We start from the raw sequence: 16,336 nt of genomic DNA, 5'->3' as shown, positions 1-16,336 counted from the left end.
TGGCCGCTGTCAGGCGGCGCCGAACACCACCGCAACGTTGTTGCCGCCGAGGCCTAACGACTCGGAGATAGCGTAGCGATAGTTGCCGCGGCGAGGAGCGCCGGTGACGATGTCGAGTTCGATCTCGGGGTCGCGTTCGCTGAGATTCAAAGTGGGCGGAATGATTCCATCGCGTAGCGCCTGCACGGTCAGAACCGCTTCGATGGCACCCGCGGCTCCCAGCGGATTGCCCAGTGCCGCCTTCGGCGCGTACACCGCCGGTGCGTGATCGCCCAGGGCGCGATGGATGGCGCGCGCCTCGGCCACGTCCCCGAACGTGGTGCCCGCCGCGTGCGCGTTGATGTGGTCGATTTCGGCTGGCGTCAACCCGGCGAGTTCCACGGCTCTGGTGATGGCGTGCGCGGCGCGCTCACCGCTCGGGTTCGGCTGCACGATGTCGTAGCCGTCGGAGGTGACAGCCGCGCCCATAATCCGGGCCAGAATCGGCGCGCCCCGCGCCTTCGCGTGCTCCTCGGTCTCAATGACAAGTAGCGCGCCGCCTTCACCGAACACCATGCCGTCGCGCTGCGCATCAAACGGGCGGCACGCGCCCCGCGGGTCGTCGTTGTTGGTGGAGAGTATGCCCAGCCGCCAGAACGCGGCGACCGGAACCGCCTCGACCACTGTCTCGATGCCGCCGCAGATCGCGATGTCGGCCTCACCGAGGACGATGTGTTGCCAGGCCTGCGCGATCGCCGCGCTACCCGACGCGTCGGCCATCACCGGCGACACGACACCCGCCTTGGCTTTACGATCCAACCCGATCGCCGCGGCGGGAGCGTTGGGCATGTACTTCTGCACGGACAGCGGCGTGACCGCGCGCAGGCCCTTGACCTGCCAGATGTCGTACCAGTACGGGATGTCCTCGGTGCTGCCCAAGCCCAGGCCGACCGACACCATCAAGCGGTTCACGTCGACTTCGGGGGAGCCCGCCTGTTCCCACACCCGCCGGCCTAGCACCGCGGCCATCTTCTGCATGAACGCGAAGCGGCGCAGCTCGATGCGGCTCAGGTGTTCGTCGAAATCCTCCCGCAATGGCCCGCCGATACGCACCGGCGAATCGAATTCCGCGACGAATGGTTTGTCGAGTTCCCTGATCCCGCTATGCCCCTGTAGCAGCAGCTGCCAGGTCTCTTCGGCATCCGGCGCCAAAGCGGTGGTCGACGCCACTGCAGTGACGACGACGTTCGGAAATCCCGCCCCGGTTCTCAAAGTTGCCATGCTGGTCGCCGCCGTGTTGTGAGGTCTCCCCGATTTGCCGCTTCGACGGGCATCAAACCCGAGGTTATCGACCGGAAGCGAGGCGAGGCAATTCCCACGCGCAAAAAGTTCGTCACCATGAGGGTGCCTGCACTTCTTGGCGCTTGCACCGGTACCCGGCGGAACGCCCGAGGCTGATCAGAGCTACCGCAGCGACAACCATGCACAATGCAGCCGCGCCGGCGGTCACGACCCTCTCGTCTCTACGGTGTTTGCACAGCGCGGATGAAATTCTCGGCGAAGGCATCACAGACCTCGTCGATTTCTGGGAGCGTGAGCCCGGGAACGTCGGGGAAGGCGGGACGCATCAGCATATGGATCAGAATTGGCCCGAGGAGGTATTGGGTAAGCACCAATACCGGCTGATCACGGATGCGCCCCGCTCGGATCTCGGCATCGAACCAAGTTCCGAGCGTGCCGAACATCCGCGGCGCGGCATACTGGGCCAGTGACTGCACCGCGGTGCTCGTGGGTCGCGAAAACACTTCGGCCAACATTGCTGGAGAGACGCGGGGTTCGCGGCTGAGTGCATTGGCGACGGCGCGATAAAAGCCGTGCACCGTGGAGTGCAGGTCGCCTTGGGCCTGGGCGAGATATTCCTCGATGTCGCGGATGGGACTGAACTGGTCGAATACCGCGCGCATGAGTTCGTCGCGCCCACCGAATGCGGCGTGCAAACTGAACACTGAGCAATCCGCACGTTCCGCGATGGCCTCCAGGGTGGCCGCAGCTAGACCATTCTCACTGACCACGGCTGCTGCGGCGGTGAGAGCCCGCAGGCGCACCGGGGGTCGGCCACCAGGATCAATGCCGGCGGCACGAACCGCGGCATCCAGAGGGCTACGAGATCCGCCGAGTCTCCGTAGCAACGTGCTGCGGGAGATCCGGGCTTCGGCAGCGATGGCACTGACCGGAACTTCGGCGATGTCGCGGTTCAGGGCCTCGGCGGCCCGCACCGCGGCCTCGATCAATTCGGGCGAGACGCAGCGATGGTCGATCATCGGGTCTGCTGCATCGGCATCGATGCGGTCGTGCGGCATGAGCACCTCGTCAGACTTTGCTCTCCGCGAAATCGGCATCGCGGTCGGTTCTCACGGAATTCGGCAGTCGCTTGTGCAGTCGCGCGACCCGGCGCAGTTGACCGAACACGTTCAGCGAACCAAGCATGGGAAGTCCCCCGATGAACGTTCGGAACGACGGATTCCCGCCATAAACACTGAGCTCGTACAGACAACCGACCACGTAGAAGAAGCCCGCGCAGAACAGTGTGGCGGGTATGGCGTAAGCGAGCGGTGATCGGGCGTCGGCGACCAGTTCACTCGCGTAGTCGAACTCGTCTTGTGTCAGCGGCTCCCGCTTGCGCAATTTGGCTAGAACCGCCTTGTGGGCGCCGACTTTCTCACCCATGGGTGCGGGCGTCCGATTCTCCAGCCGCCGGACATAAACGAATACGCATCCAGCGCACGTCACTGCCGAAATAGCGGCAAGCACGGTGAGGTATCCCCAAGGGCCGGAAATCATATTGCTGTTCCTCTGCTTTCGCGTCGCTGTGAGCCGGGCGCCACCGGGTCGTCGTCCTCCCACAACAGCAGTTGGCGGACCGACTGGCGTGATCCGTAGGGCTGAAGCATTTGACTGGCGGGCCGCGGTCTCACCTTCAGCGGCCACCAGAACCACCGTCCGATCAGTGCTGCGATGGATGGCGTCATGAACGAGCGCACGATCAACGTGTCGAACAGCAGGCCGAGCGCGATCGTGGTGCCGATCTGGCCGAGGATCCGCAAGTCAGCGAACACGAAAGAGGCCATCGTCGCGGCAAAGACCAAGCCTGCCGATGTCACCACCGCCCCCGATCCGGCCATCGAACGGATGATGCCGGTGTTCAAACCGGCGCCGAGCTCTTCCTTGAACCGCGAGATCAACAGCAGGTTATAGTCCGATCCCACCGCCAACAGCAGAATTACGGCCAGCGCCAACACAATCCAGTACAGCTGGATGCCAAAGATGTCCTGCCAGATCAGCACGGACAGCCCGAAGGACGCGCCCAGCGACAGCGCCACCGTACCGACGATGACCAACGCGGCGACGACGCTTCGGGTGATGGTCATCATCACCAGCAGAATGAGGCTGAGCGCAGCGATTCCGGCGATCATGAGGTCGTATTTAGCGCCGTCCTGGATGTCCTTATAGGTGGCCGCAGTACCGGCGAGGAAGATTCTGGATCCGGCCAGAGGCGTTCCCTTGACCGCCTCCTGGGCCGCGTGCCTTATGGCGTTGATATGCGAAATACCTTGTGGTGTAGCAGGATCACCGTCATGAGTAATGATCATCCGGGCGGCCTTGCCGTCCGGTGACAGGAACAACTTCAGACCGCGCAGGAATTCGGGATTGGTGAACGCTTCCGGCGGCAAGTAAAAAGAATCGTCGGTCTTCGACGCGTCATACGCCTGACCGAGAGCGGTGGCGTTTTGCAGTGCAGCGGCCGCCTGGTCGTTCAGTCCGGAGTTGGTGCTGTAGTTCGTCATCGTCAGGTCGCGGTTGGTTTCCTGACTCGCGATCTGGGGCGGTATCAACGCGAGCAGCTTGGGCTGTAGCGCGTCCAATTTGGCAATGCTGCCCGAGACGCTGTTCAGTTCGTCGGTGAGCGCGTCGATGCCATCGAGTGCGTCGAACAGCGACCGCAGTGTGGCGCAAATTGGTATGTCGTAACAGTGTCTCTCGTAATAGAAATAGTTGCGGATCGGCCGGAAGAAATCGTCGAAGTTGGCGATCTTGTCGCGCAGGTCCTGGGCAATCGCGACGGTCCGCTGAAATGCCTTGGCTTGCTCGTCTGTGACAGCGCTGGACTGCTGTTGCAGCGCATACTGCTGCCGCAGAATGTCGATCGAGTTGTTGATCACGGCGACCTGCTTGAGCAGGTCGGCGGTCTGGGACTGCTGGAAGGGCAAATTATTGATCTGAGATGCGTTCCCTGCGCTGATCTGAAACGGGATCGACGTGTGATCCAGCGGTGTACCCAGCGGGCGGGTAATCGATTGCACCTCGGCGATGCCGTCGGTATGGAATATTGCCTTGGCGACACGCTCCAGCAGGATCATGTTGGTGGAGTTACGCAGGTCGTGGTCGGCTTCGATCATCAACAGTTCGGGATTGAGTCGCGCCTGCGAAAAGTGGCGCTCCGCAGCCGCATAACCGACATTGGCCGGGGCACTGGCCGGCATGTAGGAGCGGGCGTCGTAGTTCGTCTTGTAGCCAGGCAGGGCAAGAAGACCGATCAGGGCTACGGCGATCGTCACCAGCAGGATGGGGCCGGGCCAACGCACGATGGCGGTGCCGATGCGCCGCCACCGTTGTGTGTCCATCTGGCGGTTGGGTTCGAGCAGACCGAAATGCCGGCCAATGACCAGGATTGCGGGTGCCAGGGTCAGCGCCGCCAGCACTGCGATGAGGACGCCGGATGCCGCGGGAATACCGAGGCTCTGGAAATACGGGAGCCGAGTGAAAGTCAGGCAGAATACGGCGCCGGCGATCGTCAGGCCCGAGCCCAAGATGATGTGCGCGGTCCCGTGATACATCGTGTCGAATGCTGATACCCGATCCTGACCCGCGTACCGGGCCTCGTGAAAGCGGCCGAGAATGAAGATCGCATAGTCTGTTCCGGCGGCGATGACGAGAAGAGTCAGCAGATTGGTCGAGTACGTAGAGAGTTCGATGATGCCCGCGTTTGCGAGAACGGCGACGACTCCGCGGGACGCGGTCAGCTCGACCATGACGGTGAAAAGCACCAGGGCCGCCGTGCTGAGGCGACGGTAGATCGACACCAGCATCACCAAGATCACCCCGATGGTGATCAGCGTGGTCTTGAGTGTGCCTTTGCCGCCCACCTCGAACTGATCGGTCACCAGCGGCGCGGGACCGGTGACGTAAGCCTTGACTCCCTGCGGCGGCGACGTGTGGTCGACGATGTTGCGCACCGAATCGACCGATTCGTTGGCCAACGACTCGCCTTGATTTCCGGCAAGGTACACCTGCACCAACGCCGCTTTGCCATCGGAGCTCTGTGAGCCGGCCGCCGTCAGCGGGTCCCCCCAGAAATTCTGAATGTGCTGGACATGCTTGGTGTCCTGGGTGAGCCTGTTGACCAAGCCGTCGTAGTAGTGGTGGGCGTCGGCGCCGAGCGGTCGATCTCCCTCGAGCACGATCATCGCCGCGCTGTCAGAATCGAATTCTCCGAACACCTTGCCGATGCGTTTGCTCGCCTGCAGCGACGGCGCATCATGGGGACTCAGCGATACGTTGTGCGCCTGGGCGACCTTTTCCAACTGGGGCACAAAGACATTCGTCACTACCGCCAGGCCGAGCCAGAAGAACGCGATCAGCACGGCGAACCGGCGGATGAAATTAGGGACCGAATGTCGCGGAGCGTTGCGGGTGCTCATCCGGATTTGTCCAGGCAGTAGGTGAAGGCGTGCAAGATGTTGACCGTTCTCTCGTCTTTGACCTCGTTGTCAATCTCGATTCGGCACCCGATCCAGTCGCGGTTGCCCTGGGCGGAGACCGTGACGAACACCGCCGGCTGGGTGGTGGTCGTGTCGTAGGACCAGGGCAGTGTGGCGGCGTCCGCGCGCTGAGGTTGGGCGTTGACGTCCAGGTAGGTGATGGTTGCCTGGGTGTCTGGGGGGCCGAAAACCTCGATGACTACGTGCTTGGGGTTGAACGGGGTGACGTCGTCGCCGTTGCCGCGGGGCGTCGAGGTGACATCTTGTGACGCAAAGATGCCGTGTAGCCGATACACCGTAAAGCCGGCGACCGCGAGGACGGCTATCGCGACCACCAGCAACCACCGTCGGCTGAGTCTGCGTCCGAGCGAAAACCGCTGCATCCGTGACCGTTTCACAGGATTCGCGCCACCCGACGCGACGTTTCCGGCAGCAGAACTCGAAACTCGTTGGCAGCGCCGGCATTCGCACGGCATCGGCCGTTTCGACGAAGCCAGTCCGGGCAGCGGCCGGCATGCCGAGCATTGGTCTGCGGCCACTCACCACCTGTTGACACAGGGGCTAATGTAGACTGTATTGAAGGTTCAGACAAGCAATGAGCGCGTGCAATTTCGAGCGGCCCTTCGCACGGGCGAAGAGGTCGGTACGGGCGACGAGGTCAGTCAGCTCTTGGCGAGAGTGAACTGCGCGATATCGGTGTAGCCCTCTCGGAACAGGTCGGCGCAGCCGGTTAGGTACTTCATGTACCGGTCATAGACCTCTTCGGACTGGATGGCGATAGCCTCGTCACGGCGAGACTCCAGCGCGGCGGCCCAGATGTCGAGGGTGCGGGCGTAATGCAGGCGCAGCTGCTGGATCCGCTTGACCGAGAAGCCGGCGGCGTCGGCATGATCCACCACCGATTGCGCGGCTGGCAGGTCGCCGCCCGGAAATATCTCTTCCATGATGAATTTGATGAACCGCAGCTTGGTCATGGTGACGGGCAGCTCGCGCTCGGCGAACTCGGTGCCGCTGGGCTGAATGATCGTGTGCAACAGCATCACGCCGTCCTCGGGGAGCGCGGCGTACGCCATCTTGAAGAAGTCGGTGTAGCGGTCCCGGCCGAAGTGCTCGAAGGCACCGATCGAGACGATGCGGTCGACGCTTTCGTCGAAGCGCTCCCAACCCTGCAGCAGCACCCGCTTGCTGCGGGAGCTGGGGTGTTCTTCGAGAAGTCGCTGGGTGTGCGCCTGTTGGTTGCGGCTCAGGGTCAGGCCCACCACATTGACGTCGTAAGTCTCCAACGCGCGCTTGAGGGTGGCCCCCCAGCCGCAGCCGATGTCGAGCAGCGTCATCCCCGGCTGCAGCCCGAGCTTGCCCAGCGACAGGTCGATCTTGGCGAGTTGCGCCTCTTCGAGTGACATGTCTTCACGCTCGAAATAGGCGCAGCTGTAGGTTTGCGACGGATCAAGGAAGATCCGGAAGAATTCGTCGGAAAGGTCGTAGTGTGCCTGCACATCTTCAAAATGCGGCTTCAGTTGTTCAGTATTAGATTGCTTTTCAGGCATCGAGACAACTTTCCGTTTATTGCTTTCGGCGGTTCAGATTATGAGCGCGCCCCCCACGCGTGAGGTCAGCGGTCAACGCCGACCAGTCGTCCCAGCTTACCGGTGCGGGGCCGATACTCCTGAAAGCAGCAGGTTGACATGCAGTTTTGTCCCCGAGTGTCACGCTGGCGTGACGGCGTACGGGGCAGTTTCGCCACACCCTCTTCTCGCCTTCCTCCTTCTCGCCGAACATCGCGTTCGCGCCGCTGTCGACGCCGAGTGTCCAGACAGCGTGCCGCTCGATGGGGGATTGTGGATAATTCACCCCCGCTAAAGTGCCCACTGGCAACGACCGTGAAACTCGCTTGCCCCATGTCACAGGTATTTCTTGCCCCTATCACAGATATTTATCGGCAACGAAGCTGCAATGGCGAGGTCGCCGAGAGCGATACCGCCGACGCGGCAATCCAAAGTGGCTTCGTGGCGGCTACGTCGGCCCGCACATCAGTTGTCGGGCAAACGATTTCATGGAGATAGCAAAGATGACGAGATCACGCTAGCCAACCAGATGCCGGTGAGTGCTGCGGCGCGAACCGTGCCCGACGCTCAGGTGGGGAGCAACTCGACACCGGACAGCACCACCGCGTTGTCGCGGGACGGCGCATTTACCCCGGCAACGAAGCGACCGTTGTCCTTCCATACGTTGACTTGCAGTGTCTCACCTGGATATGCGACACCCGCGAAACGCGCACCGTAAGCCGCAACCGCCGAAGCATCCCCATCGAGCAAGGCGTCGGTGATTGCTTTGCAGGTCATGCCGTAGGTGCACAGACCGTGCAGGATTGGCTTAGGGAAGCCGGCGGCGGCGGCGAACTCGGGGTCAGAGTGCAGCGGGTTACGGTCGCCGCAGAGCCGATACAGCAGCGCCTGTTGCGGCAGCAGCGGCAGCGCGATCTGCAGGTCCGGTTCCCGCTCCGGCGCGGCGTCGGATCCCGCCGGCCCGCGATCGCCGCCGAACCCGCCTTCGCCCCGGGCGAAGATGGACCGCTTCTGCGTCCACAACAATTCACCCGACGGCGCGGTCACCGTCGTCTCGCTCCAGATCACCGCGGCTTTGCCCTTGTCCCAGATGTTGGTGAACCTGGTGACGGCTTTCGCCGAGCCCGACGGCGGCAACGGCCCGGGCACCTCGACCCGCTCGGATGCGTGCAGCACCTTGGCCAGCTCGATGTCGATGCCGGGGAACTGGACGGTCGGCGGCGTGGTCATATGGAAGCTGGCCGCTACGTTGCCGAAGGTCGGCAACACCTGCGGGGCGTCGTCGACAAGATAACGTAGCTCGCGCGGGTCCAGCGGGTTCGCGCCGGCGCCCAATCCCAAGTGATAAAGCTGGATATCGCTACTGGTCCAGGAGAATTCGATCGGGTCGAGCTCAGCGGCCAGGGCAACTTCGACGTCGATCGGCATGTCAATTTACTCCCGCGATGTGAAGTGCGGCCAGGTAACCGAAGGTCATTGCCGGACCGATGGTGCCGCCCGGCCCCGGGTAGGTGTGGCCCATCACCGGCGCGCTGACATTGCCTGCGGCGTAAAGACCTTCGATGATGCTGCCGTCGTCGCGCAGGGCGCGTGCGTGCACGTCGGTGCGGATACCGCCCTTGGTGCCCAGATCGCCGGGCACCATCTTCGCCGCGTAGTACGGGGCGTGGCTGATCTCGCCCAGGTTCGGGTTGGGCTTGTTCGTTGGGTCGCCGTAGTACTTATCGTAGGCGCTCTCGCCACGATGAAAGTCCTCGTCGATCCCGGAGCGGGCGAAGCCGTTGAAACGCGCCACCGTCTTGGCGAATTCGTCGACCGGCAGACCGGCCTTGGTGGCCAGCTCCTCGATCGTGTCGGCCGAGATGATGACGCCCGATTCCATCCACTTACGCGGAATGCGTTGCCCGGCTTGTAATCCTGCGAAGATATAGCGGTCGCGGTATTGCTGGTCGAAGACCAGCCAGGCCGGGATGTTCTCGCCGGGCCCGGGTCCTTGGCCGTACTGACCACCGTACATCTGGTGGCAGGCTTCCACGTAAGGCATCGATTCGTTCATGAACCGCTTGCCGGACATATTGACGATGATAGAACCGGGAGAGTTGCGCTCCGACAGCGCGAACCACGGCGCGCCGACCAGCGGTACCGTCGGGCCCCACCACGCGTCTTCCATCAAATCCAATGCGGCACCAAGCTTTTCGCCCGCAAGAATGCCGTCGCCGGTGTTCGCCTTGGCGCCCACCGTCCACTCGGTGGTGATGGGGGCGCGCTGGTACTTCACCCGCATCTGCTCGTTGTGCTCGAAGCCGCCCGAAGCCAGGATCACTCCGCGGCGGGCACGAATCAGCCGCGGTTCGGCGGATTCCGCTGTGTCCGAATCGCGAACGTAGATGCCGCGCACTACCCCGTCCTCGACATAGAGGTCGGTCAGTGCGGTGTTCAGTACCACGCGAACACCAGCGCGCTGCAACCCGATTCGTAGCGGCGCGATGAGCGCACGGCCCATGCCGACCAGATTCTTGCCGGTCGATTTGGCCCACATGGTGCGCGCGCCGACCTTCAGGCTGCGCAGCACTCCGCGCGGGTGACGCTTGAGCATGTTGAGCCGTACGTAGTCCTGTTGCATCACAACGACATTGAGCGGCACTTTGCCATAAGCCGGCTCCAGGCCGGCCTCGTCCGGCCCGAGCTTGCGGGCGTTGAACGGCTTCGGCTCGATCGACCGGCCCCCGGCGCGACCGCCCGGTGCTTCCGGGTAGTAGTCGGAATAGCGCGGGACCCAGCACATCTTCAGCGGCGTGTGCTTCAAAACGAACGACAGCATTTCCGGTCCGCGCTGCAGGTAGGTGTCGATGCGCTCGGGTTCGACGACGTCGCCGATGATGCCGTGCAGGTACCTGCGCGCCGCCTCGGGGGTGTCCTTGACCCCGTCACGTTGCAGTACCTCGTTGTTGGGAATCCAGACGCCGCCGCCCGAGCGGGCGGTCGATCCGCCGAAGTGGGCCGCCTTCTCAATGACTACTGTCGAGAGGCCGCGGTGGGCGGCGGTGAGGGCAGCCACCATGCCGGCGGCGCCGCTACCGACCACGACGACGTCGTACTCCTGTGCTGTCATGTAGAACACGTTATAGAATTGCCCGGGTCGGGCGCTACTGGCCCGGTCACAAGCGCGAAGGGAATTCGGTAAATGCTCGATGTTGCGACCCGCGACGAGCTGGCTGCCGACCTGGCGGAGGCCGAGCGCAGCCGGACTGGCATCGCCCCACTGACGGCCGCGCACCCCGATATCGACGTCGTCGACGCCTACGAGATCCAGCTGATCAACATCCGGCAACGGGTGGCCGAGGGCGCCCGGGTGGTAGGGCACAAGGTAGGCCTCTCCTCGAAGGTGATGCAGCAGATGATGGGTGTCGACGAGCCGGACTACGGCCACCTGCTCGACGAGATGCAGGTGTTTGAGGACTCCCCGGTCAAGACGGCGCGTTACCTGCTGCCCCGGGTCGAGGTCGAAGTGGGTTTCATTCTGGGCGAGGACCTGCCCGGCGCGGGCTGCACGGAAGCCGACGTGCTGGCCGCGACCGAGGCTGTCGCCCCGTCCATCGAGCTGATCGATACCCGGATCCGGGACTGGAAGATCGCGTTGTGCGACACGATCGCCGATAACGCCTCCTCGGCCGGCTTCGTGCTGGGTACGGCGCGCGTGGCGCCGGCTGACATCGACATCACCGCGATCGACGCGAAGCTGACGCGCAATGGCGATCTGATCGCCGAGGGCCGCAGCGATGCGGTGCTGGGAAATCCGGCGACCGCGGTGGCCTGGTTGTCCCGCAAGGTGGAAAGCTTCGGGGTGCGGTTGAAAAAAGGTGACATTGTGTTACCCGGATCGTGCACCTTCGCGGTCGACGCTCATGCCGGCGACGAGTTTGTCGCAGAGTTCGCCGGTCTGGGTGGCGTCCGGTTGTCGTTCGAGTAGCCGGAGCGATCGCAAGCGCGGTGTAGCCGGGCGCAGCGGGTCGCGACAAGTGGATAGGGAGCGATCGCAAGCGCGGTGTAGCCGGGCGCAGCGGGTCGCGACAAATAGATAGGGAGCGATCGCAAGCGCGGTGTAGCCGGGCGCAGCGGGTCGCGACAAATAGATAGGGAGCGATCGCAAGCGCGGTGTAGCCGGGCGCAGCGGGTCGCGACGATTGAGTATGAGGAGCATCATGCCTGCTAAGGCGAGTGTCGCCATCGTCGGGTCGGGCAACATCAGCACCGACCTGCTCTACAAGCTGCTGCGCTCGGATTGGCTGGAGCCGCGCTGGATGGTGGGCATCGACCCGGACAGCGAGGGCCTAGCGCGGGCCCGCAAGCTCGGTTTGGAGACCAGTCACAAGGGCTCTGACTGGCTGCTGGAGCAGTCCGAGAAGCCCGACCTGGTATTCGAGGCGACCAGCGCCTACGTGCACCGCGACGCCGCACCCAAGTACGAGGCCGCCGGGATCCGCGCCATCGACCTGACGCCGGCCGCGGTGGGTCCGGCAGTGATTCCGCCAGCGAACCTGCGGGCGCATCTGGATGCCCCGAACGTCAACATGATCACCTGCGGCGGGCAGGCCACGATCCCGATCGTCTACGCCGTCAGCCGGGTCGTGGACGTCCCTTACGCAGAAATCGTGGCTTCTGTTGCCTCTGTCTCGGCCGGTCCAGGGACCCGCGCCAATATCGACGAGTTCACCAAAACCACGTCGCGTGGAGTGCAGACGATCGGCGGCGCCGCCCGCGGCAAGGCGATCATCATCCTGAACCCGGCTGACCCGCCGATGATCATGCGCGACACCATCTTCTGCGCCATCCCCGAGGACGCCGACCGCGACGCCATAACCGAGTCCATCAAAGAGGTGGTGGCCGAAGTGCAGACCTACGTTCCCGGATACCGGCTACTCAATGAGCCGCAGTTCGACGAGCCATCGGTTGTCAACGGCGGCAACCACCTCGTGACGACGTTCGTGGAGGTGGAAGGCGCCGGGGATTATTTGCCACCGTACGCGGGCAACCTCGACATTATGACCGCGGCCGCGACCAAGGTGGGCGAGGAGATCGCCAAGGAAATCCTGGCCGTTACGGGAGGCGCGAAATGACCGACATTTTCTTCAACGCGGCGTGGGACATCCGAATCACCGACACGTCGCTGCGCGACGGGTCGCATCACAAGCGGCACCAGTTCAGCAAGGACGAGGTGCGATCCATCGTCACGGCGCTGGACGCCGCCGGGGTGCCGGTGATCGAGGTGACGCACGGCGACGGCTTGGGCGGTTCAAGCTTCAACTACGGCTTCTCCAAGACCCCCGAGCAGGAACTGATCAAGCTGGCCGCCGAAACGGCCAAAGAGGCCAAGATCGCGTTCCTGATGCTGCCCGGCGTCGGCACCAAAGAAGACATCAAAGAAGCCCAGGACAACGGCGGGTCGATCTGTCGCATCGCCACCCACTGCACCGAAGCCGACGTCTCCATCCAGCACTTCGGCCTGGCCCGTGAGCTTGGCCTGGAAACCGTCGGGTTCCTGATGATGTCGCATACCATCCCGCCGGAGAAGCTGGCCGCCCAGGCGCGCATCATGGCCGACGCCGGCTGTCAGTGCGTCTACGTCGTCGACTCGGCCGGTGCCCTAGTGCTCGATGGCGTGGCGGACCGGGTGTCGGCGCTGGTCGCCGAGCTGGGCGGAGACGCTCAGGTCGGATTTCACGGGCACGAGAACCTGGGACTCGGAGTGGCTAACTCAGTGGAGGCGGTCCGGGCCGGCGCAAAGCAGATCGACGGCAGTGTGCGCAGGTTCGGCGCCGGGGCCGGCAACGCTCCCGTCGAGGCGCTAATCGGGGTGTTCGACAAGATCGGTGTCAAGACCGGTATCGACTTCTTCGACATTGCCGATGCCGCAGAGGATGTGGTGCGCCCGGCTATGCCGGCCGAATGTCTGCTCGACCGCAATGCGCTGATCATGGGCTACTCCGGCGTCTATTCCAGCTTCCTCAAGCACGCAGTGCGCCAGTCCGAGCGCTACGGCGTACCGGCCCATCAGCTGCTGCACCGGGCCGGGCAGCGCAAGCTGATCGGTGGTCAGGAAGACCAGCTGATCGACATTGCGCTAGAGATCAAGCGGGAGCGAGACGCCGAGGCCGCTTCGAAGTAGTCGGAGCAGAAGTGCCCCGCCAGACCGTTGGGCGGGACCCCCTGTTGCGTGCAACAAGGGCACAAGCCCGCCGGGTGGTCGCGCTCGGCAGTCGCGAGCGTCGGTGCGGGGGGTAACATAAGGTACTGGGTCGGGGTCTCTAGCAACAGAGGATTCCCCATGGGGTGGAATAAGAATCTGAAGCAACTGGCAGCGGGATTATCGATCGCTGTCGTTATGTGCGTGCTCGTCAACAACCCGCTTTCGGTTCCAACCATCGGAATTGGTGGGCCAGTCGCACACGCGAGTCCCGGCGGCCCTGGCGGTGGCGGTGGGCCCGGCGGCCCTGGTGGCGGTGGCGGTGGACCTGGCCCCGGTGGTCCCGGTGGCGGCGGTTCTCACCCCGGAGGCCCCGGTGGCGGTGGTCCCGGCCCCGGCGGTCCTGGTGGCGGTGGCCCGGCGCGTGGTGGTGGTCCTGGGCCGCAGGCGGGTGGTGGCCCGGCGCGTGGTGGTGGTCCTGGGCCGCAGGCGGGTGGTGGTCCGTCGCCGCAGGCTGGTGGTCCGGCGCGTGGTGGTGGTCCTGGGCCGCAGGCGGGTGGTGGTCCGTCGCCGCAGGCTGGTGGTCCGGCGCGTGGTGGTGGTCCTGGGCCGCAGGCGGGTGGTGGTCCGTTGCCGCAGGCTGGTGGTCCGGCGCGTGGTGGTGGTCCTGGGCCGCAGGCGGGTGGTGGTCCGTCGCCGCAGGCTGGTGGTCCGGCACGGGGTGGCGGTCCCGCACCGGGTGCTGGTCCCGGTGGACCAGCACAGCAAGGATTTAATCCCGGTCCGCCGGCCACCGCGCTACGCGGCGGTCTGGGGGTATCAGGTGGACCGGCGGGACCAGCGCTTGGGGTCAACGGCGGTGTGCGCGGCCCGGGTGGCCCAGCGGCGGCATTCCGCGCTATGGGAGCCCCCGCGGTCGATCTCCGTGGGCCTTTCCGGGGACCGGGTGGGCCTCTAGCCGACTTCCGTGGCGGTCCTCACCTGCATGGCGCACCGCCCGGCGACTTCCGCGGTGCCTTCCGCGGTCCGGGAGCGCCGCCCTTCGACCACTGGTTCGGCCCACGGGGAGACTTGGGGGTCAACGTGGGAGGACCGGGGTGGCCTGGGGCGAACCTGAATTGGCGTTACGGTTGGCGAGGTGGGCCAGCCTGGCACTTCCGGGGTGACTTCCGCGGACCGGGAGCCCCGCTTGGAGATCCGCGCTGGGATGTGGCATTCCGTAGTCCGGCTTGGCATCCGTTCCCGCCACCGTGGTTCGGCGGTCCCGCGCCGTGGGGCCTTGGACCTGCGCCGTGGGGTTGGGGTCCTCCGCCGCCGCCCCCACTGGATTGGGGAGCGCCGCTGCGGGATGCCCTGGCTCCGTTCGGCGGCTGGGGACCGTGGCCACCGCCAGTTGGATGGGCGGCGCCCACCCTGAATTACCTGGGGTTCTCCGTGCTGCCGGTGTGGGATCCGTACTACCAGGAGTGGGGCTTCTGGTTGTACGGGGTGTGGGTTCCGCTGCAACCGTACTGATCGGCGGATATCCAAGCGGTGGCGCTTGGGAGCCGCAAAGGTGACATGGCGGCGAACGTCACCAGCCGATACCGAGTTGTTGGCAGGTGGCCAGTGTCCCCCCGTAGGCCACAATGCTGTCCGTCCACGCGGCCTCGTCATACTGCGTTCCGGCACCGGGGCGAACGCTTGCTATGAAAAACTGCATGTCGTCGATGTAGCGCTGCAGCGCGCGGGTGGCGAAACGCGGCGGGCTGGCGTGCGCATCCAGCGCCTGTTGCGTTCGCCGGGACCAGTCCCGAGTGTCCGTGACAAATTTTGGCAGTGCAGCATCTCGTCCCGGCGAACCCGCATCACCCGTTGCCAGGAACGCATTGCTGCGGTCGTCGTTTTCCTTCATGAGCGGACCGATTGCCTGACATAACGCCTTATCCGCGGTGGTTGCCGCCTGCGGGTTGGGCGCGCTAGCCGCCGGCGCCGGCGTAGGCGAGGGCTGGGTCAGCAGTGCAATGAGAGAAATGACGAGGGCCGCTGCTGCTAGCAGCACGGCTCCCAATGCGAGCAGCGAAGGGCGCCGGCGTTCCCTGGGGGTGAGGCTGAAGTCGGGAGCGTTGGGTTCGCGCGGCGGGGGTGGATGCCCGCCTTCGATTCGACGATCTGGACCTACATTTTGATCGCGAGTACTCATTCCAACCACACTAGTTTCCAATTTCCGTTGCGGCCTTCAGCATCAGGCCATCGCAGCGCAGCCGGAATGAGATCGGTGCTCCCTCGCAGAGTCGGCCACCTCCCAATCGGCTCTCGCGACCGACTTCGGTGGTCACCGGCCCCCGCGTTCAGCAGGGTTCCGTTGCTGGCAGTCGCGCGTAGCCTCGAAGCAGGGACCAGTGGTGAGGCACGCGCCACTGCCACATAGAAGGAGCATTCCGATGACCGTGATCAAGGGACTATTGGCCGGTGGTTTACTGAGCGCAATCGCCTCAGCCGTCCTCGTTATGCCGCCCGCCAACGCCGATCCGCAGCCGTGCAACACCACCTTCGGTCAGACGGCGTCGGAGCAGGTCCAGGGTTACCTGAACCGGCATCCTGATGTGAAGGCCGAGATCACCGCTCGTTCACAGGCGTCGGGGTCCGGAACCAACCTGGTCGACTACCTCAACCGGCATCCCGATGTCCGGCAAGCACTGATCACCCTGGCCAACGAGTGCACGTCGTGACGTGATCGGGATTCGTTTCGGCACCGCGCCCCCGACGCGCGGAAATGTTAGCGGTTGACTCAAAACAGGAACACGTTC

The 16,336-nt window shown here is 64.4% G+C and carries 15 protein-coding genes; 6 read left to right on the top strand and 9 right to left on the bottom strand.

Annotated elements, in window-relative coordinates; genetic code table 11:
- Positions 1-9 precede the first annotated feature (9 nt).
- The 8 genes from H0P51_RS25650 to kstD all read right to left on the bottom strand — a co-directional run bounded on the left by H0P51_RS25650 (position 10) and on the right by kstD (position 10,475).
- A complete protein-coding gene (locus H0P51_RS25650) occupies positions 10-1,260 on the bottom strand; it encodes a KasA/KasB family beta-ketoacyl-ACP synthase (RefSeq protein WP_180915600.1) in 1,251 nt (416 codons plus the stop codon).
- A gap of 242 nt (positions 1,261-1,502) precedes the next feature.
- On the bottom strand, positions 1,503-2,339 hold the full coding sequence (locus tag H0P51_RS25645) for a TetR/AcrR family transcriptional regulator (protein WP_246398225.1): 837 nt from the start codon (positions 2,337-2,339) through the stop codon (positions 1,503-1,505).
- A 10-nt stretch (positions 2,340-2,349) separates the two neighbouring features.
- The gene (locus tag H0P51_RS25640; RefSeq protein ID WP_343061745.1) at positions 2,350-2,706 is read right to left on the bottom strand and encodes a hypothetical protein; all 357 of its coding nucleotides are present in this window, start codon (positions 2,704-2,706) and stop codon (positions 2,350-2,352) included.
- Between the two features lie 110 nt (positions 2,707-2,816).
- A complete protein-coding gene (locus tag H0P51_RS25635) occupies positions 2,817-5,738 on the bottom strand; it encodes an MMPL/RND family transporter (RefSeq protein ID WP_180915598.1) in 2,922 nt (973 codons plus the stop codon).
- Positions 5,735-6,181, bottom strand: coding sequence for an MmpS family transport accessory protein (locus H0P51_RS25630; RefSeq protein WP_180915597.1), 447 nt, complete (start codon positions 6,179-6,181; stop codon positions 5,735-5,737). The genes H0P51_RS25635 and H0P51_RS25630 overlap by 4 nt, the downstream gene beginning before the upstream one ends.
- 279 nt (positions 6,182-6,460) lie before the next feature.
- The gene (locus tag H0P51_RS25625; protein ID WP_180915596.1) at positions 6,461-7,345 is read right to left on the bottom strand and encodes a cyclopropane mycolic acid synthase family methyltransferase; all 885 of its coding nucleotides are present in this window, start codon (positions 7,343-7,345) and stop codon (positions 6,461-6,463) included.
- A gap of 585 nt (positions 7,346-7,930) precedes the next feature.
- A complete protein-coding gene (locus H0P51_RS25620) occupies positions 7,931-8,791 on the bottom strand; it encodes a MaoC/PaaZ C-terminal domain-containing protein (RefSeq protein WP_180915595.1) in 861 nt (286 codons plus the stop codon).
- A 1-nt stretch (position 8,792) separates the two neighbouring features.
- The gene (gene kstD / locus H0P51_RS25615) at positions 8,793-10,475 is read right to left on the bottom strand and encodes a 3-oxosteroid 1-dehydrogenase (protein ID WP_180915594.1); all 1,683 of its coding nucleotides are present in this window, start codon (positions 10,473-10,475) and stop codon (positions 8,793-8,795) included.
- A gap of 72 nt (positions 10,476-10,547) precedes the next feature.
- Here kstD and H0P51_RS25610 point away from each other — a divergent pair, with 72 nt between their 5' ends.
- The 5 genes from H0P51_RS25610 to H0P51_RS25590 all read left to right on the top strand — a co-directional run bounded on the left by H0P51_RS25610 (position 10,548) and on the right by H0P51_RS25590 (position 15,062).
- Complete coding sequence (locus H0P51_RS25610) at positions 10,548-11,333, top strand: 2-keto-4-pentenoate hydratase (RefSeq protein WP_180915593.1); 786 nt, start codon at positions 10,548-10,550, stop codon at positions 11,331-11,333.
- Between the two features lie 232 nt (positions 11,334-11,565).
- On the top strand, positions 11,566-12,480 hold the full coding sequence (locus H0P51_RS25605; RefSeq protein ID WP_180915592.1) for an acetaldehyde dehydrogenase (acetylating): 915 nt from the start codon (positions 11,566-11,568) through the stop codon (positions 12,478-12,480).
- Positions 12,477-13,529 carry a 4-hydroxy-2-oxovalerate aldolase gene (gene dmpG / locus H0P51_RS25600; RefSeq protein ID WP_180915591.1) on the top strand — a complete coding sequence of 351 codons (1,053 nt, stop codon included), beginning with the start codon at positions 12,477-12,479 and terminating at the stop codon, positions 13,527-13,529. The genes H0P51_RS25605 and dmpG overlap by 4 nt, the downstream gene beginning before the upstream one ends.
- Positions 13,530-13,794: 265 nt before the next feature.
- A complete protein-coding gene (locus tag H0P51_RS25595) occupies positions 13,795-14,505 on the top strand; it encodes a hypothetical protein (protein ID WP_180915590.1) in 711 nt (236 codons plus the stop codon).
- A gap of 251 nt (positions 14,506-14,756) precedes the next feature.
- Entirely contained in the window at positions 14,757-15,062 is a 306-nt protein-coding gene (locus H0P51_RS25590; protein ID WP_180915589.1) for a hypothetical protein, read from the top strand.
- Between the two features lie 58 nt (positions 15,063-15,120).
- Here the strand turns inward: H0P51_RS25590 and H0P51_RS28730 are convergent, their stop codons facing one another.
- Positions 15,121-15,729 carry a hypothetical protein gene (locus H0P51_RS28730; RefSeq protein ID WP_246398224.1) on the bottom strand — a complete coding sequence of 203 codons (609 nt, stop codon included), beginning with the start codon at positions 15,727-15,729 and terminating at the stop codon, positions 15,121-15,123.
- A gap of 241 nt (positions 15,730-15,970) precedes the next feature.
- Between H0P51_RS28730 and H0P51_RS25580 the strand changes: the two genes are divergently transcribed.
- A complete protein-coding gene (locus H0P51_RS25580; protein ID WP_180915588.1) occupies positions 15,971-16,258 on the top strand; it encodes a hypothetical protein in 288 nt (95 codons plus the stop codon).
- The last annotated feature ends 78 nt before the right edge of the window (positions 16,259-16,336 follow it).

It is taken from the genome of Mycobacterium vicinigordonae, assembly GCF_013466425.1.
In the GTDB taxonomy this organism is placed as follows: domain Bacteria; phylum Actinomycetota; class Actinomycetes; order Mycobacteriales; family Mycobacteriaceae; genus Mycobacterium; species Mycobacterium vicinigordonae.
Note: the sequence above shows the minus strand (reverse complement) of the source record. Positions and strands in the feature narration are given on the sequence as shown.